Here is a 20,093-nt window from a genome sequence, read left to right on the forward strand (position 1 = left end):
CGTTACAGCAACAGGTCGTAGGACAGCTTGCCGATCAGGATCAGCAGCAACACCAGAAACAGCGCGCGAACAAACGGCACGCCCTTGCGCACCGCCAGCCAGGTACCGGTCAGCGCACCGAGGATGTTGAAGGCGGCCATGGGAATGGCGATCAGGTAGAGCACGTTGCCGGTAGGGATGAAGAACATCAGCGCGGCGACGTTGGTGGCGATGTTCACCAGCTTTGCCGACGCCGACGCATGGAGGAAGTCGAAGGCGAAGCAGCGGATGAACAGGAAGATCAGAAAGCTGCCGGTGCCCGGCCCGAACAGGCCATCATAGAAACCGATGGCACCGCCGATGACGATCGCCAGCAGTTTCTCGCGGGTGCCGATGCGCATCGGTTTGTGCAGGGCGCCGAAGTCCTTTTTCCAGAAGGTGTAGATCGCCATCAGTACGATCAGCACCAGCACCGCCGGGCGCATCAGCGATTGCGGCACCAGCGACACCGTCGCCGCGCCGACGAAGGCCATGGCAAAGGCCGCACAGGCCGCCGGGATCACCAGGCTCCAGTCGATCACCACCTTGCGCACGAACGAGCGTGCGGCAAACGCCGTACCGCATGCCGAAGCAACCTTGTTGGTGCCCAGCAGGGCCGCCGGTGGCGAGGCTGGCAGCACGTTGAACAGCGCCGGGATCTGGATCAGCCCGCCACCGCCCACCGCGGCATCGATCAGGCCGGCGGCAAAGGCAAACACGCAAAGAATGACGAGATCGACCATGGATTCAGGCTCTGACGATGACGGATGGACGCGCCAAGGTTAACCAACGTGCGGTTTTTGTGTTGCAATGCCATATTGCGAAAACTGCAACGAGGTAGTGCATGGCCCTGAATATGCTGGCAGAGCTGGAAGCCTTGGCGATGGTTGCCCGCAAGCGCAGTTTCGTCGCGGCGGCGCGTGCCCTGGGGCGCTCGCCCAGTGCGGTGACCCGTGCTGTGCAGGCCCTGGAAGAAAACGCCGGGGCCAAGCTGTTCAATCGCTCGGCCAACGCCGTAAGCCTGACCGAGGCCGGCGAGCGCCTGCTGCCCTATGCCAACAAAATGCTTGATCTGCAACGCGAGGCCGATGAAGAACTGGCCGGGCTCAGTGGCCTGGCCTCCGGCTGGGTGAGGTTTTCCGCCCCCGAATCACTGGCGCCGGTATTGCCCGGCTTGATTGCCCAGTACGGCGAGCGCTACCCGCAAGTTAACGTCGATGTGATCTTCAGCGACGAGCCGCTCGACCCGGCCAAGAGCAAACTGGACTTCGCCATTCGTGGCGCCTTTGCCCAGGACAGTGAACTGATCGGCTACCCGCTGTGGCGCTACTCACGTTCGCTGTATGCCAGCCCTGCGTACCTGCAAAAGCACGGCGTACCCGAATCGATCGAGGCCCTGGAAGCACACGCGCTGATCCTGCATACCGCGCCGCGGATTCTCAAGGAGTGGCAGTTTCGCAGCGCCGATCAGGCCGTCAGCCTGCGGGTGCATCCGAAGTTTCGCTTCAGCTCCGGGGTCGCGGTATTCCAGGCCGCCCTGGCCGGTGTCGGCATCGCCCGCCTGGCCGACTGGTTGGCCGAACCCGAGGTGCAGGCCGGGCGCCTGCGGCGGGTCTGCCCGGAGTACCGGCTGACCGCCAGCAACGGTGACAGCCCGCAAATGCACGCGGTGTACCCGGCCGGCACCTTGGCGCAACGGGTCAAGGCGCTGCTGGAAGTGATCCGCAGCTTCGGCGACAGCCTCGAACGCTAATCACGGTTTTGCGCTCCCAGACACCCAAAGGTCGAGACCAGACATCTGCCAAGTGCCAATCGCCCCTATGGTGACAGGCCTTTGAGCAATCCTCTGGAGCCTGGAATGTCCGATTTCATCACCGTGCTGCGCGAGACCTGCCCTACCCCCGTGCTGGATGCAACCAAGTGGCAACGCATCGGCGGCGACCCGCACACCGTCAACCTCAACGCCTATGTGTCGGCCGATGGCAGCAAGATCATGGGCACCTGGATCTGCACGCCGGGCACCTTCCAGGTCAATTACGAGAAGTGGGAGTACTGTCACTTTCTGGATGGCTATTGCGTGATCACCCCGGAAGGTGAACAACCAGTGCATCTGCGGGCCGGTGACGTGTTCGTCATTGAACCTGGGATGAAAGGCACCTGGGAGGTGGTGGAGACGGTGCGCAAGTATTTCGTTTTTGCCTGACCGCCGGGGCTGCCTTGGCAGCCCATCGCTGGCAAGGCCAGCTCCCACAGAGTTAGGTGTGCGCAGTACCTGTGGGAGCCAGCCTTGCTGGCGATGCTCTTTTTACTCGGGCTTGCGATAGCCTTCGACAATCGCCGAGAAATCCTTGCCACCCTCGCCACGCAAACTCATGGCCTGGTACAGCTGCTGGGCCACCGCACCAAGAATCACGGGCTGGTGCGCCTGGCGTGCCGCCTCGGTGGCCAGCCCCAGGTCCTTGAGCATCAGCTCGGCACCAAAGCCACCGGTATAGCCACGCGATGCCGGGGCCGTTTCGATGATGCCTGGCCACGGGTTGTAGGTGTCCGAACTCCAGCAACGGCCGGTTGAGCTGTTGATGATCCCGGCCAGTACCTTGGTGTCGATCCCCAGCGCGTTACCCAGGGCCATGGCCTCGGATACGCCGATCATGGAGATGCCCAGCAGCAGGTTGTTGCAGATCTTGGCGATCTGCCCGGTGCCGACATCGCCGCAGTGGACGATGTTGCGGCCCATCTGCGCCAGCACCGGCTGCAGGGTGGCGAACAGTGCGTCGCTGGCGCCAACCATGAAGGTCAGGGTGCCGGCTGCAGCGCCGCCAGTCCCACCGGACACCGGTGCGTCGGCCAGGTCGACGCCCTGCTTGGCCGCAGCAGCCGCTACATCGCGGGCCGTCTGCGGGTCGATGGTGCTGCAATCGACCACCGGGGTACCGGCCTTGACACCGGCCAACACACCGTCTTCGTTGAGGTACACACCGCGTACGTGGGCAGCAGCTGGCAGCATGGTGATCACCAGCTCGCTCTGCTGCGCGGCGTCACGCGGCGAGCTGCTGATCTGTCCGCCGAGCTCGGCAAGTTCAGCCAGCACGGTCTTGTTCAGGTCGAACAGGTTCAGCTGATGCCCGGCCTTGATCAGGTTACGGGCCATGGGCGCGCCCATGTTGCCCAGGCCGATGAATGCGATACGCATGATGAGCTCCTTAGCGCAGGCTGATGGTGGTGTTCACGCCATCGTTGACGCTGTCATCATCGAACCAGCGGCTGGTGACGGTCTTGGTCTGAGTGTAGAACTGCACCACCTGTTTGCCGTACGGGCCCAGATCGCCGAGCTTGGAGCCGCGCGAGCCGGTGAAGCTGAAGAACGGTACCGGTACCGGGATCGGGATGTTGATGCCGACCTGGCCGACGTCGATCTCGGTCTGGAACTTGCGCGCCGCCGCGCCGCTCTGGGTGAACAGGCCGGTGCCGTTGCCGAAGGGGTTGCGGTTGACCAGAGCGATGGCTTCGTCGAGGGTGTCGACTTCCAGCACCACCAGTACCGGGCCGAAAATTTCCTGAGTGTAGATCTGCATGTCGGTGGTCACCCCGGAGAACAGGGTCGGGCCGACAAAGTTGCCTTCCTCGTAGCCCGGCACGCTGACCTCGCGGCCATCGAGTTCAAGCGTGGCGCCTTCCTTGATGCCGTTTTCGATCAGGCCCAGCACCCGCTCCTTGGCGCGCTTGGAAATCAGCGGGCCGACATCGGTGCCCGGCTCACTACCGGCGTTGACCTTGAGCTTGGAGGCCAGCTCCTTGAGCTCCGGCAGCCACTCGCGGGCCTTGCCCACCAGCACCGCCACCGAGGTGGCCATGCAGCGCTGACCGGCCGCACCGAAACCGGCACCGACCAGGGCGTTGAGGGTTTGCGTGCGGTTGGCGTCCGGCAGCACCACCGCGTGGTTCTTGGCCCCCATCATCGACTGCACGCGCTTGCCGTGCTGGCTCGCCAGGTTGTAGACGTGGGTACCGACTTCGGTGGAACCCACGAACGAGATGGCCTTGATATCGCTGTGGGTGCACAGGGCATCGACCACCTGCTTGCCACCATGGACGACGTTGAGCACGCCGGCCGGCACACCGGCTTCGATTGCCAGCTCCACCAGCATCATGGTCGACAGCGGGTCCTGCTCGGACGGTTTGAGCACAAAGGTGTTGCCGCAGACGATGGCCATCGGGAACATCCACAGCGGGATCATCGCCGGGAAGTTGAACGGGGTGATACCGGCGCAAACGCCGATCGGCTGGCGCAGGGTATAGGTATCGACGCCACCGGCGACGTTCTCGGCGAATTCGCCCATCTGCAGGCTGCCGATGCTGCTGGCATGCTCGACCACTTCCAGGCCGCGGAAAATATCGCCTTCAGCGTCGGCGATGGTCTTGCCCTGTTCGGCGCTGAGGACCACGGCGATGCGCTTGGAGTGTTCACGGATCAACGCCTGCAGCTTGAGCATGATGCGCATGCGCGCACCGATCGGGGTGTCGCGCCAGGTCTTGAACGCCCGCTGGCCGGCGGCAATCGCGGCGTCGACTTCTTCGGCGGTGGCAAAGGGTACGCGGGCCAGCACTTGTTGGGTGGCCGGGTTGACCACGTCACGCCATTCGCTGGTTTTCGATTCGACCCATTGGCCATCGATCAGCAGCTTGACCTGCTCGACCTTGGTCTGGCCGGGAGTAAGGGATGCGTTCATGTGCGTTCTCCTGAAATTGTTGTTAGGGAGAGATCGACGCCGCCGGGTCAGCCACAGCGGGCGCTTGGGTCCAGGGCTTTTTTGGAGTATAGATGTGCAAACATCTAATAAGAACGCACATAAAAGCCGGACCAACATGCAAAAAAACATCACCTCCCTGGGGTCGTTGAACTGGGATGACCTGAAGTTCTTTCTCGAAGTGGCGCGCACCCGCAAGGCCAGCAGCGCGGCCAAACGCCTGGGTGTCGACTACACCACCGTGTCGCGGCGGATCAGTTCGCTGGAGGTGGCACTGGGCACCCTGTTATTCGAAAAATCACGGACCAATGGCTTTGTCCTTACCGCCGAGGGCCAGCGCCTGCTCAGCTATGCCGAGTCGATCGAGAGCACCCTGCACATGGCCTGCGAACAGGTGTCGGGCTCCGGCGTGGCGCTGTCGGGGCATGTGCGCATGGGCTGCACCGAGGGCTTCGGCAGCTTCTTTGTCACCCCCCAGCTGAGCCATTTCGTCGACGCCTACCCGGCGATCTCGGTGGACATCCTGCCGCTGCCGCACTTCATCAGCCTGTCCAAGCGCGAGGCCGACATCGTCATCGCCCTGGAGCGCCCGGAACATGGGCCGTATGTGTGCTGCAAGCTGTGCGACTACCGCCTGCGCCTGTACGCCACCCAGGAATACCTGGACAGCCACGAGCCGATCACCCGCAGCAGCGACCTGGCCCGGCATCAGTTCATCAGCTATGTCGACGACCTGGCCTTCAGCTCCGAGCTTCTGTACCTGGCCAACCTGATCCCGGCCGCCAGCGCCAACCTGCGCAGCACCAGCGTAATCGCCCAGTACGTCGCAGCCCAGCAGGGTCGTGGCCTGGCGATACTGCCGTGTTTTCTGGCCGCGCAGGATCCGCGCCTGGTGGCGATTCTGCCGGAGGAGGTGGCGATTACCCGGCAGTTCTGGATGTACTGCCGCGAAGACTTGAGGAAGTTGAAGCGGATTACCCTGCTATGGGATTACATCCGCAATGTCACCGAGCGCAACACCCCGCTGCTGATGGGCGAGTCGCGCACGATGAGCTTTGCCGAGGAGTAGATCGACAAGGAGTAAGGGTTCCCCATCCTACCGACACCGAAGGCGCCATGACAACGACTTGTGACAGTCCACCTTCATGGCTCCATGCTCATCGGTGACCGGCTGCGCAGCAGTGACCATTCATTCCCGAAGGCGCTCAATCGCTGAGGCTATGGCATCTGCGTTGGTATCGAGAGCTTGTAGGGCAGCCATCACGTTGTCATGAACGTTGATCGAGCCTCGCTGACGAATCCAAGTGCTGACTTCCTCTATCGCCGCCCGTATGGCTATTTGGTTGAGATGGAGTAGTTCGAGTGTGTCAGCGGTGGTGTTGGCTTTGTCTATGGGTGAGGCTCAGTAGGGTGGTTTGCGTAAGCGTAACCCCATTTGCCACAAACCCAATTCCCCCTCAAATCAGGATTGGGAATCCAACGCAAACCGGGAACGTTACATGGTCAAAATCCTCTGATGGGCATGATGGCTTCGTTCCTGCTCTGGTGTTCGTTGCCACTAATCCATGGAGCCTGATCGACTGTGTTCAATACCCCACGTTTGTATGCTGATGGGGGGTGCCAAACATTATGGAAATCCGTACACGCACACGCACTTGGCATCATCCTTGCCCAGAGATGAGCATAAATCCATGCTTGGTGATGACAGTCTTGGGGAGTGGAAACTAGAACGCCCCACAAGGCTCCGGTTCGGGCCACCCACAGCACAGCTTCTACAAACAGTCGATTATCACGGGCCGTGGCACCTCGGTCGCTGACTTTTCCAGGCAACAGATCCTTGATCCGCTCCCACTGATCAGCGCGCAGCCGATTGAGGCTCATCTCGCCCTCCAAAACAATTCAAGGGCATCGAGTGGCTAGATTTTCCTCAAATGAGAGTGTTCTGTAGTTTATTTTTGTAAATGCATTTACCATTATGCTTCAACAACCGACAAAAGGTGCGGACTATGCAAATCGAAGAGTCCATTGAGATTAGATCGAAGCCCGAGCAGGTGTTCCGGCTGTATCAGGACGCCGCATGCTGGGCCGATTGGGACCCAGAAGTGGCCAGTGCAAGCCTGCCCGACGGTCTCATGCTGGGAGCAAAGGGCTGGCTGAAGCCAAGGACTGGGCCTAAGGCCAATATACAGATCGTCGAAGTGACCGAAGGCAAGTCGTTCTCGGTCCAGAGTTGGTTGCCGTTATGCCGCATGTTGTTCGGGCACCGACTAGCGGAGAGCGAAGGATGGACTGTGGCAACCCATTGGGTCGAATTCTCCGGACCTTTGAGCTTTCTATTTCGGTACTTGGTCGGTAAGTCCATTCAGGCATCGCTGCCTAATACGATGCGCGCCCTCAAGCAATTCAGTGAAGCCCAGGTAAGCACATCATGAGTACGAGCAAACCAGCCGTCGAGGCGAACTGGAGTGGCTCTGCTTACGCGGGACCGAGCGGCAGCCCAGGATTCCGACTCTGGCGCGACTTCTTGGACTGGCAACGCCAACTCAATGCCTGCCTGAAACCCCTGGGGCTCACCCAGCCGCAGTTCGCCATCCTAGCGGTATGCGGCTGGCTAACTCGAGAATGCGAACTGGTCACTCAGCATGGCATCGCGAACTTTACCGGTATGGACCGCATGCATATTTCGCAAATCGTATCTCGTCTGGAAAGAGATGGGCTTCTCGAAAGGCGGACGAATCCGGAAGACCATCGTGCGAATCTGGTGTCCCTCAGCAACGATGGCCACCATCAGTTGCGCATTGCCATGCCAATTGTCGAAGCGTTCGATAGGGAGTTCTTTCTGAAACGCAACGCTTGACTGCGCTAACAACAACGCATTGAAGGCCCATTCTCGACCGTAGTCCTCAATAAAGAGCGGGGGGAGTAATCATGCCCTTTGAATCGCCCCGATGGCGTAATGCGTGACCGTCATCAGCAGAAAGCAGAGTACGTCTCGCCACCGTCAGCAGATGTTCCCGCAGATCATTCCATGAGGCATCAGGACGATCCAAGTGGAAGGCTTGAAGTGATGATGTGAGATGACCCGAGGCGTCCATAGCCCTTCTGCGGTCGCTGGTCTTCAGAGAAACAGAAACCGCACGATTCACGCTGCCGGTCAACCGAAATCGTAGGTAGTAGATGCCATGGCGCCTGTAATTAGGGACTCGCCAACCGACAATTCGGCCTTAAGGGCAACGTGTGGGTTGTGACAGCACTTGTGACAGGGTGCTCCTGTGGAAATACGCTCATTGCGGTTAGCCCCCGTAATCATTGGGTTAACCCTTTCCCTCCTTGTCGTTCTGGATGTACTGCCGCGAAGACGTGAGGAAGTTGAAGCGGATTACCCTGCTATGGGATTACATCCGCAATGTCACCGAGCGCAACACCCCGCTGCTGATGGGCGAGTCGCGCACGATGAGTTTTGCCGACTGATTCAGTCGGAGGCGACCACGATCGACACCCGGCGGTTTTCCAGGCGTCCGGCGCGGGTGTCGTTGCTGGCCACCGGCTCGCTGCTGCCCAGGCCACGGGTTTCGACGTTCTCGGCGCGCATGCCAATCGCAATCAGCACCTTGGCCACGCTCTGTGCCCGGCGCGTGGACAACTGCTCGTTGTAAGCGGCGCGGCCCGAAGCATCGGTGTGGCCATCGACGCGCACGCCCTGGATGTTCACCGACAGCAGCGACTTGCCGATGCGCTCGACAATGCTCCGGCTCTGGGCGTTGAGGGTGTCGACATCGCTGCCGAACAGCACTTTGCTCGACAGGCCGAACTCCCAGCCTTCATCGGTGAGCTGGAAGCCCTCTTGCTTGAGCAAGGCAATCTGTTCGGCAGTGAGGCCCTTGGGCGGCACGCTCTGGCAGCCGCCCAGGGCGAACAGCGCCAGGGCCAGGCAGATAACGTGAAAACGTAGACGTTGGCTCAGGTGAATCACGGTTCAGCTCCTGTTTTTTACGTGATGGGCAGAGCGCTCCGTCTCTGCCATTTGCCCCTGCCTGCGCAGGTTGCGCTTGACCTGATACATCGCCGCATCGGCGGCATTGAGCAGATCTGACGGGCTGCGGCCGTCATCGGGGAAATAGGCGATGCCGATACTCAACGAGGTAATGATGCTCCGCCCTTCGCTCAGGCGGATCGGCAACTTCATGCTGGCGGCAATCTTCTCGGCAATGCGCAAGGCATCTTCGCGCGTGTGCAGCGGCGCCAGCAGCACCGCGAACTCGTCCCCGCCCAGACGGGCGACCAGGTCATTCTCGCGCAGTTGCGCGCGCACCCGCATGGCTACGCTGATCAGCACTTCATCGCCCGCGGCATGGCCAAAACTGTCGTTGACCTCCTTGAAGTTGTCACTGTCGAGAAACAACAGTGCCAAATGCTCCTGGTGCTTGTCGGCATTACGCAGGGTGCGGCTCAGGCGGCCCTCGAAAAACGCCCGGTTCGGCAGACCGGTAAGGCTGTCATGGCTGGCCTGGTGGGCAAGGCTTTCATTTTCGCTTTGCAGGTGGCTTTGCCAGGACTCCAGCTCGTCAAGCAGGGCGTTGAAGTCATTGCCCAGTTCGTTGAGCTCGGCAATCTGCGCCGCTGGCACGCGGCGGTCGAAGCTACGTTCGCGGCGCGCGGCATGAGCGACATTGGCCAGACTGCGCAGAGGCCCGACAATATCGCCAAACATCCGCCGCGACAGATAGAGGGCGCTAAAAGCACTGAGTGCCGTGCACAGGAGGATGCCGGCCAGGCCACTGAGCAGGAAGCGCACCAGGCTACCGCCCTGGCCCACCAGTTCAATGTGCCCGACCTGCTGGCCCTGGTGCAGCACCGGCAAGACGATCGGTTCTTCCAGCAGGCTGCGGGCAATCACTTGCTCGGTCTGCGCCAGCAAGCCGCTCTCACTGCGCTGCCAGCGGGCCAACAGTACACCGTCATCATCGAAAACCTTGGCATCGGCCACCTCTTCAGTGGTGGCGATCAGTGCCAGCGCCTCGTTGGCCGCACCGGCATCGTTGAACACCACCGCTGCTTCCACGGTGTAGTTGATCGAACGGGCAATCAGGTGCAGGTTGTGATTGGCGTACACACGCAAGGCCAATACGCCGAGCACGGTCAGGGAAACGCCGGCCAGGCCGACCGCCAGCAGCGCGACGCTCAGGTGGCGGCGACCGAGGACGGCACGCAGGGTCGGGCGCTCGCGCCCCTTGCCAAAACCGATCATGGTTGCGCCGCCCGTCGCCGCGATAGCTGCAGCACACTGGGGTGAATCCGCACACCGCTACGCGCTACCGAGTCGAGGTTGACGTCAAAGGCTACCTGGCGGTCGCTGACCCGCAGGCAGAACAGGCTGCCAACCGTGCACGGGTCGTCGGCTTCGCTCATGCTCAGGACCGGATGGCCGCTCACTGCAGTGAACAGCCGGGCGCGTTCGTCCTGGCCGAGCTTGCCGATATAAATCGCATCGCATTCATTGGCGATACGCGGGTCGTCGGCCAGCAAGCGGCGCACCTGTACCGGGCGGCCGGTGGCCTGGGTAGTGCCCTTGACCAGGTCGTCGGCGTATTCGGTCGGGCCGATCAGGCACAAGCGCAGTTGCGCCGGCTCAACCGGCCAGCGTGCATAGCTGAGGATACCCAGCACCACCTGGGTGACGGCCTTGGCCCGCTGCTCGGCCAAGTTCGAAGTGGATCCAGCCTCGGCACCGGCCTGCGACGCGAACAGCAACAACAATGCGGTCAGCAGCGAACGCGTCAGGCTCCTCACGCGTCCCGATGTCGGGGCGGCCAGATTCATGAAGGAAATCTCTTAAGACCATGCAGGATGATGCCGCAACGATAGCACAGAGGCCGATTTTCCAGCGAGGCAGCAGCCCGCCGATGATCCGGTAAAAGGCCGAATCGCCGTGGTTATACCTGCTCCAGCATCAGCCCGGAGATCCGTTTGACCTTGCGCCGCACCGCGTCCTCGAACACGCCCTGTCGCGGCTCGATCAAACTGAAGCAGGTCTTGGCCCGGGTGATACCGGTGTAGATCAACTCCTTGGTCAACACCGGGTTCAGGGCGTCCGGCAGCACCAGCGCAGTATGGGTGAACTCCGAGCCCTGGGACTTGTGCACGGTCATGGCGAATACCGTTTCGACTTCGTTGAGACGGCTGGGCAGGACGAAACGCACACCGCCGTGCCCGTCGTTGCGGGCGAAAGCCACCCGCAGCACGTGCTGCCCGTCATGCTGCTCGTCCGGCAGGCGCAGGGCGATGCCGATATCGCCATTCATCAGGCCCAGACCGTAGTCGTTGCGGGTCATCAGCACCGGACGGCCTTCATACCAGGGCTGTTCACTGTCGATCAGCCCGGCGGCGCCGAGTACCCGGCCAACCCGCTGGTTCAGGCCCTCGACACCCCAGGGCCCCTTGCGCACGGCGCAGAGCAACTGGAAGGTCTCGAAGCCTTGCAGCACCTGCATGGCCCAGGTCTCCCAGCGCGGATCCTCCACCGGCGTGCCAAGTGGCGGGCGCTGCTGGCGAAGGGTCTGCAGGTAGCTGCGATAGCCCTGGGGCCCGGCGTTGCCGCGGCCCAGGCCTTCGAGCAGCAAGCGATCGAAGTTGCGGTCCTGCTCGCCGCGCAGGCTCAGGGCAAACACATCGTCCTGCTTGTGGTTGAGCAGGGCCCGTGCCTGTTCGGCATCCTGGCGGTTGACCAGGCGCGCCAGCTGGCCGATGCCACTGCCTTCGCCGAAGCGCCGCGAGTAGCGCAACATCACCACTTGCTGCGCCAGGGGATACTGCCCGGCGCTGCCAGGCAGCAGCTCGCTGGCGGCCAGGGCTTCGCCACTGACCTGCTCCAGCCAGGCCTGCGTCTCGGGGCTATAGCGCCCGGCTTCGGCATCGCGGCACAGGTCACCCAATACCGCGCCGGCCTCCACCGAGGCCAGCTGGTCCTTGTCGCCCAACAGCACCAGGCGTGCGTGAGGTGGCAAGGCGCCAAGCAGGTTGGCCATCATCTCCAGGTCAATCATCGAGGCTTCGTCGACCACCAGCACATCCAGCGGCAGCGGGTTACCGGCATGGTGACGGAAATGCCGCGAGCCCGGGCGACTGCCGAGCAGGCGGTGGACGGTGGAGACGTCGGTGGGAATGTTCTCACGAACCTCGGCGGCCACCGCCAGGCGCTCGACCTGCTGGCCGATGGATTCGGTCAGGCGCGCGGCGGCCTTGCCGGTCGGCGCTGCCAGGCGGATGCGCAGCGGGCGGCCGGCCTCGACGGCGGGCGCTTGCAGCAAAGCCAGCAAACGCACCACCGTGGTGGTTTTGCCGGTGCCCGGCCCGCCGGTGATAATGCTGAAAGCGCTGCGCGTAGCCAGGGCGCAAGCGAGCTTTTGCCAATCCACCTGGCCAGTGGGCGCACCGCCGTCGAACAGTTGCGCCAACCGCGCGCAAAGGTCCACCGGGGTTGGCTCGACCTGCTGCAGGCGCTCGCGCAAGGCGTTGTCGATCCGCCGCTCGTAGGCCCAGTAACGGCGCAGGTACAGGCGCTGGCCGTTGAGCACCAGCGGGCGCGCGCTGTCTTCATCGCTGCCGCCATGGGCCACCAGGCGACTGCGGCTCAGTTGCTGCAGCCAGGTGTCGAGCGCCAGGCGCTCAAGCAGTTGCGATGGCAACAGCAACGGCCCGGCCAGGGCATCGCCTTCGGGCGGCAGCGACAGGGCGAAATCCGGTTCGGCCAGGGTTTCGCCCAGGTCCAGGCACACATGGCCGTGGCCCAGTTGATGGCTGGCCAGGGCCGCTGCCAGCAACACCAGGGGTTCGCCGCCCGGGTCGCGCTCGCCGAGAAAACTCACAAAGGCCCGATCCAGCGCACGTAGCCAGCCCCGTTCGACCCAGCGATCAAGCAAGGCAAGCAGGTCGGCGCTCTTGCCCAACGGCTCCAGCGCCGCCAGGTGGCGGGCATCCAGCGGCGTCGGCAACAGGTCGTCGAGGCTACGGCTCATGGTGCGTCTCCGAGAAACAGGTCGTGTTGTTGCGGGGTGCTGACACCGCGGAACAGGGCATCGAGCTGCTCGATCAGCTCACGCGGTGGCTTGGCGAAATACAAGCCGCGGGATGCCGAATCGACACCGCGCAGGAAGATGAACAGCGCGCCGCCGACATGCCGGTCGTAGTCATAACCGGGTAGCCGTGCGCGCAACTGTCGGTGCAGGGCCAGCAGGTAGAGCACGTACTGCAGGTCGTAGCGGTGGCTGAGGATCGCCCCTTCCATGGCCAGTTCGCTGTAAGCCTGGTCATCAGGGCCGAGCCAGTTGGATTTGTAGTCCGCTACGTAGTAGCGGCCGTCATGTTCGAAGGCCAGGTCGATAAAGCCCTTGAACATGCCATTGAGCAGCGCCGGTTGCGCGGCCAGGCGCGCGACGCCCTGATGGGTGTATTCGCACACCAGTTGATCGAGCCTGCCAACATCGACCTTGTGGCTGGCAAACCAGAACTCCATTTCAATCTGGTACTGGTCCAACTGGCTCAAGGACAACGGCGAACTGTCGGGCGACAGGGCCATGGGTTGCTCGAGCAATTGCTGCAACCATTGGCTGAGGGTCGGGATCCAGCCGGTCCAGTCGCGGCGGTTGCAGCGCTGGCCAACAGTGCGGGTCAATTGCTCGGGGGCAGCGCTGACCTGGGCGAAACCTTCATGACCGGCCCATTCGAGCAGGCCGTGGAGGAAGGTGCCGGGGTTCGGCCCACGGGGGAAGCGATGAATATCACCGCTGCCGGGCATGACTTCACGCAACTGCTGCAAATCGGGCCGCTCGTCATCGAGCAGTTGTTGCGCCTGGGAGCTGTCGGCTGCCAGGGTCATGGCCTCTTCGCCGATACGCAAGGCGCTGTAGGAAGCGATCCACCAGTTTTCCGCAGCCCGGCGTTTGGGCTGGCGTGCGGGCAGCAATTCGGCCTGGTTGCGTGGGGCGCTGTAGGCCTGTTCATCGGGCGCTGGCAAGGCGATGCTGGCGATCGATAGGCAACCGGATTGCAAGGCCTGCAGCCAATCGCCCAACTGGGTCGAGGCTGGCAAGGCGCTGCCGCCGCCCAACAGGTAACCCAGGGCCGAACGGTGCAAGGTCGAGGTCTTGCCGGTGCCACGCTTAAGGTCGGCGACACCAAGCCAGCAGGCATGCTGGGCGCGGGTCAGGGCCACGTACAGCAGGCGCAAGTCCTCGGCCAGGCGCTCATCGTCGGCCAGGGCGATCTGCTCGGCATCCGGGGTCAGGGTCAGGTGCGCCTGGCCTTCGCTGTCGTGCCAGGCCAGGGGCAAGCGCGAACCATCCACCGGCTTGCTGGTGCAGATGAAGGGCAGGAACACCAAGGGATACTCCAGGCCCTTGGACTTGTGGATGGTCACCACCTTGACCAGTTGCTCATCGCTTTCCAGACGCAGGATCTGCTCCTCGCCGGCCTGCCCGGAGCTGGCCAGGTGCTCGCCCAGATGACGAATCAACGCCTGCTCACCATCGAGCTCGGTAGCCGCCTGTTGCAGCAGTTCGGCCAGGTGCAGCAGGTTGGTCAGCACCCGCTCGCCATCGCTGCGGGCGATCAACACCTGCGGCAGGTCGAAGTCGTGCAGCAGGCGCCGCAGCATCGGCAACACCCCCTGGCTGCGCCAGATCAGCCGGTACTGGCGGAACTGCATGACCCAGCGTTCCCAGACCCGCTCATCCTGGTTCAATTGTGCCAGGGCGCTGAGCGGCAAGTTGAGGGTGATGCTCGCCAGCGCGGCCTTGAGCAGGCGCTCGGCGTCCGGCTCGGCGCAGGCTTTGAGCCAGGCCAGCAGGTCATGGGCCTCCTGGGCGGCGAACACCGAGTCCTTGTCCGACAGGTACACGCTGCGTACATCGCGAGCTGCGAGTTCGGCTCGGATCAACTGCGCCTCGCGGCCATCGCGTACCAGAATGGCGACGTCCGACGGCAGGCAGCCGCGCAGTGGCTGATCAGCCTGAACGAAACCACTGCGCCCCTGCTGCCCGCCATTGAGCAGGGCGACGATCTGGCTGGCGCAGCTGGCGGCCAGTTGCTGGCGATAAACGGCGCCGGATACCGGCTCTTCACTGCTCAGTTGCCAGAGATTCAGTGCGGGTACCGGCGAGCCATCGACCTGCAACTGCTCGCTACGGCCCTTGGCCTTGACCTCGAGAAACGGCACCGGGTTATCGCTGCCGTCGCGAAACAGGAAGGCGCCACGCCCCTGCTCACGCACCTCGGCCTGCATGAACACATGATTGACCGCCGTGACCATGGCCTGGCTTGAGCGGTAGTTGGTATCGAGGCTGTGCAGGCGCCCGGCCGTGGCCCGCCGTGCCCCCAGGTAGGTGAAGATGTCGGCGCCGCGGAAGGCATAGATCGCCTGCTTGGGGTCGCCGATCAGGAACAGGCCGGTGTCGCGAACGTTCTCTTCAATCCGGTAGATGCGCTGGAAGATCCGGTACTGCACCGGGTCGGTGTCCTGGAATTCATCGATCAGTGCCACCGGGAACTGCTCGCGGATCAGCCCGGCCAGGCGCTCGCCGGCATCGCCATGCAGCGCATGGTCGAGGCGCAGGAGCATGTCGTCGAAACCCATCTCGGCGCGGCGGCGTTTCTCCTGTTCGAAGCGTGCGCCAACCCAGGCGGCGGCATGTTCGAGCAGACAGGCATCGGGAGTGGGCAGCCCCTGGAGCTGATCACGCAAACCTTCCATTGCCTGCAATGCCGGGTGACTTGGCGCTTCGCCCTTCCAGGCTTCGGCCATGCCGGCGCGGGTAAAGCGACTGAAGCCGGTACCCAGGTCCAGCTCCAACGCCTGATCGTCCTCGGCCCAGGCCTTGAGCTTTTCACACCAGGGCTCGAAGTAGCGCGCTTGCATCTTGCGCCCGTCGACCTGCTTGGCGGCCAGGCCCTCACGACAGATCTGCAGCAACTCGCCGGACCACTGCGCCCAGGGCGCCTTGAGCGTGCGCAGCAATTCAGCGCGTTGCTCCAGCACCGCGTCGATCAGCGCCTGCGGCTCTTCTTCATTGCTGTCGATGTGCTGGCGCCCGAACAGCGCGCGCACCCGTGGCAGCAAGGCTTCGGGGCTGACCCAATGGGTGCGTACCCAGGCCAGCGCATCGCCCTGCATGCTGTAGCAGAAGCGTCGCCAGTAGTCACGCATGACCTGGCCCAGCAGGTCGCTATGGTCGGTTTCCAGGGTCTGGGTAAACAGGCTGCCGCTGTCGAAGGCATGCTCGCGCAGCATACGCTGGCACCAACTGTGGATGGTCGATACCGCGGCTTCGTCCATCCACTGCGCGGCCACGTCCAGGCGGTTGGCACAGGCGGCCCACAGCGACGGCTCATAGTCATCGCGCAGTTGCTGGAGCAAGGGATCGGCTTCGCTCAATTCACCACGGAAGTAGCGCGCGGCTTCTGCCAGGCGGGTGCGGATACGCTCCCGCAGTTCCTTGGTAGCGGCGTCGGTGAAGGTCACCACCAGGATCTGGGGTGGCAACAGCTCGCGGCCAAAGCCCTGCTCGCCGCCATGACCAAGCACCAGGCGCAGGTACAACGCCGAGATGGTGAAGGTCTTGCCGGTCCCGGCGCTGGCTTCGATCAACTGGCTGCCGTGCAGGGGAAAAGTCAGGGCCAGGGGGGCTGGGGCAACAGCAAGGCTCATCGAGCGCTCTCCTCTTTGCCCAGCGTCTGCCAGGGCGCTTCGAACATCGGGCGGTACAGGGCTTCGCACCAGCCTTCGAACTCTTCACTGGCACTGAGTGCGGCAAAATCGCTGAACTGCCGGGCCAGCGCGGTGCTTTCGCTGCGTTCGCCGAAGCTATTCTGGCCATCGCCGTCGTAAGCCTTGGCCGCCGCGGCCAGGGCCTTGTCTGGATCGCTCTGGGCCAGCCAGGCAAAGGCGGTCTTGACGGCTACCGGCAGGGGCGCATTCATACCGGCCTGGCGGGCCAGCAACAGATCACCCAGCAGCTCGGCGGCGCGGGCCTGCTCCAGGGGCGCGAGCAACAGGGTGATGTCGGTGGCGACCACCGCGCTATGCAGCTTCAGGCCAACCGCACAGGCCGCCAGGTGCATGACCCAGGTCGGCGTCAGACGGTGCCATTTGAGGGTGCGGCCACTGCTGATGCCGTTGGGCAAGGTAGTGATGCTCAGCAGCGAATCATCTTCACGCTGATAGACCCGGCCCAACCAACCTTCGAGCTTGAGCTGGCGGTACTCGAAACGGATTGGCAGGGCGTTGTCCACAGGTATCGGCCATTGCTGCAGCAACTGTTGATAACGCTGCAGCACGCCGGGCAACGGCTCGATCAGTTCGGCCTGCAGGCAATCTCCGAAGCCTGCCAGCGGCAACAGCCCGTAGCCCTGCAAACGCCGGGCCTGGGTGGTCAGTGCCCGCTCGCTGTCTTGCGGGTCGGCCAGGGCTGCGGCCAGCAGGCTTTCGCTCAGGCTGTAGCGCTGCAGGGCATCGAGCACAAACGGCTCTTCATCGGCCAACGGCGCTTCCACCGACTCGAAGAACACTTTCAAGCGTTGGCTGAAAAAGTGCCGAAGCGGATGGCGGAGAAAGTCCTGCAGCAAGGTCAGGGTCAGCGGTTCATCGCTGCTGTACGGCGGCAGCTCATCCTCTGGCTTGAGCTGTTGCTCGTCAGGCAGATGCAGCGTGCGCCACTCGCGGGCATAACTGAACAGGCCGCTGCCTTTGTGGAAGTAGCGCGCACTGAAGGGCTGCAATGGATGCTCCACGGTCAGGGCATGCAGCAACTGCTCACCGGCATTGAGCTTGCCGCCAGCGGCAGCGCCGGCCAGGCGCCAACCGGCAGCCAGGTGGTCGCGCAACTGGCCGATCAGCACCGAGGCCGGGCGTTCGCTGTTGTCGCGGATGCTGCGCCCGACCCAACTGACGTACAGCTGGTCACGGGCCGAAAGCAGCGCTTCGAGCAACAGGTAACGGTCGTCCTCACGCCGCGAACGATCACCCGGACGGTAGTCACTGCCCATCAGGTCGAAGTCCAGCGGCGGTTGCGCACGAGGATAGTCGCCATCGTTCATGCCCAACAGGCAGACCACCTTGAACGGAATCGCGCGCATGGGCATCAGGGTGCAGAAGTTCACTGAACCGGCAAGAAAGCGCTGGGACAAGCGGCCCTGGTCGAGCCCGGCCAACCAGGCTTCACGCACCACGGTGAGCGGCAGCAAGTCTTGCAGGCCAACTGATTCACAGGTCTGCAACCAGGTTTCACGCAAGGTCTGCAGTTGCACCAGCAGATAGTCGTCATGCTCGGTTTCTGCGAAGAAGAACACTTGCAGCAAGGCATGCAGGCGCTCGCCCCACTCGGCCGCCGTTGCCGCTTGAGACAGTTGTTCGTGGGCGATTTCCAGAGCGTCGAGCAAGGCCACCAGCGGGCCGATCAAGGCAGCATCCAGGCCGCCGATTTCATCGAATGGCTCGATACCATCACACCCTTCACCGACACCGACGGCGTACCCCAGCAGCATGCGTCGCAAGCCGAATCGCCAACTGTTCTGTTCGAGGTTTGCCGGCAAGCCGAGGCCGGCGCGCTGCTCGGCGTTCAGCCCCCAGCGGATACCGGCACCTTCGATCCAGCGGTGCAGGGTTGGCAGATCGCTTTCCTTGATGGCGAAGCGCGCACGCAAGGCGGGCACATCCAGCAGGTCGAGGATCTCGCTGACCGCGAAACGGCTGTCGGGCAACTTCAGCAGGTGTTCCAGGGCAATCAGCAGCGGGTCGCGGCCACGCTGGCCCTGGTCGGTCAGGGTGAAGGGGATGAAACGCGGGTCGTTGCGGTCCAGCTGGCCGAACACGGCGCGGATGTGCGGTGCATAAGTGTTGATGTCCGGGAGCATGACGATGATGTCACGGGGGCGCAGCGTCGGGTCGGCACTGAAGCGGGCGAGCAACTGGTCGTGGAGGATTTCCACTTCACGCTGCGGGCTGTGGCCGACATGGAAACGTACCGAGCGATCTTTGCCTGGGTCGACGTCTGGCCAACGCTCGCGGGTTTCAGCCAGCGGACGCAATTCAAGAATGTCGTCCTGCAACTGGTTGAGCAGGGTCTTGGGCTCGTTGTCGCTGAACAGGTCTATGCGCCCGTCGCTGAAGGCTGCGCGGTAACTGCCAGGGTCGTCATAGCTGTCGAGCAGGTTGATGTAGTCGCGGCCCTGCTTGCCCCAGGCGGCCAACAAGGGATGAGCATGCTGGTGCAGGGTTTCGGCGTCGATCAGGCTGGGCATGCCCTGCTTGCGTTGCTGGCGCTTGTATTGATGGCGCAGCAGGTCCTTGTCGGCAACGATGTCGGCCCAGTGATGACGGCAGGGGTTGTGCACGCAGAGCAGCACCTGGCTGAAACGAGCCAGGCCGGCCAGCGCTTCCAGCGCCTGGGCGGGCAGCGAGGAAATGCCGAAGACGATGACGCGTGACGGTAAGCCAGGCGGTGCCTGCTCCAGGCTGTTGATGCGCTCGATGAAGCGTTGATGGACACCGGCGCGGCTCTGGGCCATGCCCTCTTCTCCGACATCCAGCAGCAAGGCGCGCCACAATTCGGCCTGCCAGCAGTTGGCGGGCGGCAGTGGCTTTGATTCGCCACGGGCGGTATTGAGCACATGGCGCCCGGCTGCCCAGTCCTTGAGCCAGTCGGCACGATACACCTGATATTGGTCGAACAGGTCGGCCAGGCGTTCGGCCAACTGGTAGCGCTTGCGCAGGTCGTTGTCGTCGGTGAGAAAGCGCTGCAAGGGCTCGAAATGCGGTTTGTCGATGACCTCCGGCAGCAGGCGCATCAAACGCCAGGTCAGCGGCGCCTTGTCGAGCAGCGATACCTCGGGGATTTCTTCGCGGCCCAGCACCTTGCGGTACAGCTGCCACATGAAACTGCCGGGCAGTTGCACCTCGACTGCGGCGGCGATGCCGCAGCCGCCTTGATCGTCGTCTTGAGGGTCTTCGGCCAAGGCCAGCTTCAGCCACTGGGCGATGCCGTTGCTTTGCACCAGGGCGATTTCGTTTTCCAACGGTGCCAGCGGGTAACGCCGCATCCAGCTCACCACCAGGCTGCGCAGTTCATCCAGGCGGTTGCCGTGAACCACCATGAATCCTGGTATGAGTGGGTTTGCGTGCGGCATTGGGCATCCTTGAGGCTGTGCGGGCAGGGGGAAACCTTATCATGCTCCGGGCGTCTGGCTGCCTTGCGCAACAGCCAGAAAGACAAAACCCCTACCTGCGTACGCAGATAGGGGTTTCGGAATTTAATCTTGACGATGACCTACTCTCAC

The 20,093-nt window shown here is 63.0% G+C and carries 16 protein-coding genes and 1 pseudogene; 6 read left to right on the forward strand and 11 right to left on the reverse strand.

Annotated features, from left to right (window positions below):
- Positions 1 to 2: 2 nt before the first annotated feature.
- Entirely contained in the window at positions 3 to 761 is a 759-nt protein-coding gene (locus NLX68_RS25105; RefSeq protein WP_010226919.1) for a TSUP family transporter, read from the reverse strand.
- Between the two features lie 101 nt (positions 762 to 862).
- On the opposite strand from NLX68_RS25105, the gene NLX68_RS25110 reads away from it, so the two are divergent.
- Both NLX68_RS25110 and NLX68_RS25115 read left to right on the forward strand, forming a co-directional pair.
- Positions 863 to 1,771 carry a LysR family transcriptional regulator gene (locus tag NLX68_RS25110; RefSeq protein WP_254286289.1) on the forward strand — a complete coding sequence of 303 codons (909 nt, stop codon included), beginning with the start codon at positions 863 to 865 and terminating at the stop codon, positions 1,769 to 1,771.
- A 105-nt stretch (positions 1,772 to 1,876) separates the two neighbouring features.
- Positions 1,877 to 2,221, forward strand: coding sequence for a cupin domain-containing protein (locus NLX68_RS25115; RefSeq protein WP_254286290.1), 345 nt, complete (start codon positions 1,877 to 1,879; stop codon positions 2,219 to 2,221).
- 102 nt (positions 2,222 to 2,323) lie between these two features.
- On the opposite strand, the gene mmsB is transcribed toward NLX68_RS25115, so the two are convergent.
- On the reverse strand, positions 2,324 to 3,211 hold the full coding sequence (mmsB, locus tag NLX68_RS25120; RefSeq protein ID WP_010226922.1) for a 3-hydroxyisobutyrate dehydrogenase: 888 nt from the start codon (positions 3,209 to 3,211) through the stop codon (positions 2,324 to 2,326).
- A gap of 10 nt (positions 3,212 to 3,221) precedes the next feature.
- Positions 3,222 to 4,748 (reverse strand): CoA-acylating methylmalonate-semialdehyde dehydrogenase, encoded by a 1,527-nt coding sequence (locus NLX68_RS25125; RefSeq protein ID WP_254286291.1) that lies wholly within the window; start codon positions 4,746 to 4,748, stop codon positions 3,222 to 3,224.
- A 136-nt stretch (positions 4,749 to 4,884) separates the two neighbouring features.
- On the opposite strand from NLX68_RS25125, the gene NLX68_RS25130 reads away from it, so the two are divergent.
- On the forward strand, positions 4,885 to 5,835 hold the full coding sequence (locus NLX68_RS25130) for a LysR family transcriptional regulator (RefSeq protein ID WP_254286292.1): 951 nt from the start codon (positions 4,885 to 4,887) through the stop codon (positions 5,833 to 5,835).
- 120 nt (positions 5,836 to 5,955) lie between these two features.
- Here NLX68_RS25130 and NLX68_RS25135 read toward each other — a convergent pair whose 3' ends face one another.
- Together NLX68_RS25135 and NLX68_RS26485 are read right to left on the reverse strand one after the other, a co-directional pair.
- Complete coding sequence (locus NLX68_RS25135) at positions 5,956 to 6,159, reverse strand: hypothetical protein (protein ID WP_254286303.1); 204 nt, start codon at positions 6,157 to 6,159, stop codon at positions 5,956 to 5,958.
- A 110-nt stretch (positions 6,160 to 6,269) separates the two neighbouring features.
- Positions 6,270 to 6,647 carry a transposase gene (locus NLX68_RS26485; RefSeq protein WP_302056353.1) on the reverse strand — a complete coding sequence of 126 codons (378 nt, stop codon included), beginning with the start codon at positions 6,645 to 6,647 and terminating at the stop codon, positions 6,270 to 6,272.
- 125 nt (positions 6,648 to 6,772) lie between these two features.
- Between NLX68_RS26485 and NLX68_RS25145 the strand changes: the two genes are divergently transcribed.
- From NLX68_RS25145 to NLX68_RS25155, 3 genes and pseudogenes are all read left to right on the forward strand, one after another.
- On the forward strand, positions 6,773 to 7,198 hold the full coding sequence (locus NLX68_RS25145) for an SRPBCC family protein (protein ID WP_254286293.1): 426 nt from the start codon (positions 6,773 to 6,775) through the stop codon (positions 7,196 to 7,198).
- A complete protein-coding gene (locus tag NLX68_RS25150) occupies positions 7,195 to 7,623 on the forward strand; it encodes a MarR family winged helix-turn-helix transcriptional regulator (RefSeq protein WP_254286294.1) in 429 nt (142 codons plus the stop codon). Before NLX68_RS25145 ends, NLX68_RS25150 begins: the two co-directional genes overlap by 4 nt.
- A gap of 479 nt (positions 7,624 to 8,102) precedes the next feature.
- Positions 8,103 to 8,237, forward strand: a pseudogene (locus tag NLX68_RS25155) (LysR family transcriptional regulator); the annotation flags it as partial.
- 1 nt (position 8,238) lies between these two features.
- On the opposite strand, the gene NLX68_RS25160 reads toward NLX68_RS25155, so the two are convergent.
- The 6 genes from NLX68_RS25160 to recC form a co-directional block, all read right to left on the reverse strand.
- A complete protein-coding gene (locus NLX68_RS25160; RefSeq protein ID WP_254286304.1) occupies positions 8,239 to 8,730 on the reverse strand; it encodes an OmpA family protein in 492 nt (163 codons plus the stop codon).
- Between the two features lie 12 nt (positions 8,731 to 8,742).
- Entirely contained in the window at positions 8,743 to 10,014 is a 1,272-nt protein-coding gene (locus NLX68_RS25165; protein ID WP_254286295.1) for a diguanylate cyclase, read from the reverse strand.
- Positions 10,011 to 10,586, reverse strand: a complete 576-nt coding sequence (locus NLX68_RS25170) for a YfiR family protein (RefSeq protein ID WP_254286296.1) — start codon at positions 10,584 to 10,586, stop codon at positions 10,011 to 10,013. The genes NLX68_RS25165 and NLX68_RS25170 overlap by 4 nt, the downstream gene beginning before the upstream one ends.
- 113 nt (positions 10,587 to 10,699) lie before the next feature.
- Positions 10,700 to 12,781: an exodeoxyribonuclease V subunit alpha gene (recD, locus tag NLX68_RS25175; protein ID WP_254286297.1), complete on the reverse strand. Its 2,082-nt coding sequence runs from the start codon at positions 12,779 to 12,781 to the stop codon at positions 10,700 to 10,702.
- Entirely contained in the window at positions 12,778 to 16,467 is a 3,690-nt protein-coding gene (recB, locus tag NLX68_RS25180) for an exodeoxyribonuclease V subunit beta (protein ID WP_254286298.1), read from the reverse strand. The genes recD and recB overlap by 4 nt, the downstream gene beginning before the upstream one ends.
- Entirely contained in the window at positions 16,464 to 19,943 is a 3,480-nt protein-coding gene (recC, locus tag NLX68_RS25185) for an exodeoxyribonuclease V subunit gamma (RefSeq protein ID WP_254286299.1), read from the reverse strand. Before recC ends, recB begins: the two co-directional genes overlap by 4 nt.
- Between the last annotated feature and the right edge of the window lie 150 nt (positions 19,944 to 20,093).

The sequence above is a fragment of the Pseudomonas sp. SBB6 genome, from assembly GCF_024213215.1.
GTDB lineage: Bacteria > Pseudomonadota > Gammaproteobacteria > Pseudomonadales > Pseudomonadaceae > Aquipseudomonas > Aquipseudomonas donghuensis.

Coding starts and splice junctions, on each gene's coding strand:
- NLX68_RS25145 (WP_254286293.1), top strand. CDS start 6,773: ATGCAAATCGAAGAGTCCATTGAGATTAGATCGAAGCCCGAGCAGGTG.
- NLX68_RS25130 (WP_254286292.1), top strand. CDS start 4,885: ATGCAAAAAAACATCACCTCCCTGGGGTCGTTGAACTGGGATGACCTG.
- NLX68_RS26485 (WP_302056353.1), bottom strand. CDS start 6,647: ATGAGCCTCAATCGGCTGCGCGCTGATCAGTGGGAGCGGATCAAGGAT.
- NLX68_RS25115 (WP_254286290.1), top strand. CDS start 1,877: ATGTCCGATTTCATCACCGTGCTGCGCGAGACCTGCCCTACCCCCGTG.
- NLX68_RS25165 (WP_254286295.1), bottom strand. CDS start 10,014: ATGATCGGTTTTGGCAAGGGGCGCGAGCGCCCGACCCTGCGTGCCGTC.
- NLX68_RS25105 (WP_010226919.1), bottom strand. CDS start 761: ATGGTCGATCTCGTCATTCTTTGCGTGTTTGCCTTTGCCGCCGGCCTG.
- recD (WP_254286297.1), bottom strand. CDS start 12,781: ATGAGCCGTAGCCTCGACGACCTGTTGCCGACGCCGCTGGATGCCCGC.
- NLX68_RS25170 (WP_254286296.1), bottom strand. CDS start 10,586: ATGAATCTGGCCGCCCCGACATCGGGACGCGTGAGGAGCCTGACGCGT.
- NLX68_RS25125 (WP_254286291.1), bottom strand. CDS start 4,748: ATGAACGCATCCCTTACTCCCGGCCAGACCAAGGTCGAGCAGGTCAAG.
- recB (WP_254286298.1), bottom strand. CDS start 16,467: ATGAGCCTTGCTGTTGCCCCAGCCCCCCTGGCCCTGACTTTTCCCCTG.
- NLX68_RS25150 (WP_254286294.1), top strand. CDS start 7,195: ATGAGTACGAGCAAACCAGCCGTCGAGGCGAACTGGAGTGGCTCTGCT.
- NLX68_RS25110 (WP_254286289.1), top strand. CDS start 863: ATGGCCCTGAATATGCTGGCAGAGCTGGAAGCCTTGGCGATGGTTGCC.
- recC (WP_254286299.1), bottom strand. CDS start 19,943: ATGCCGCACGCAAACCCACTCATACCAGGATTCATGGTGGTTCACGGC.
- mmsB (WP_010226922.1), bottom strand. CDS start 3,211: ATGCGTATCGCATTCATCGGCCTGGGCAACATGGGCGCGCCCATGGCC.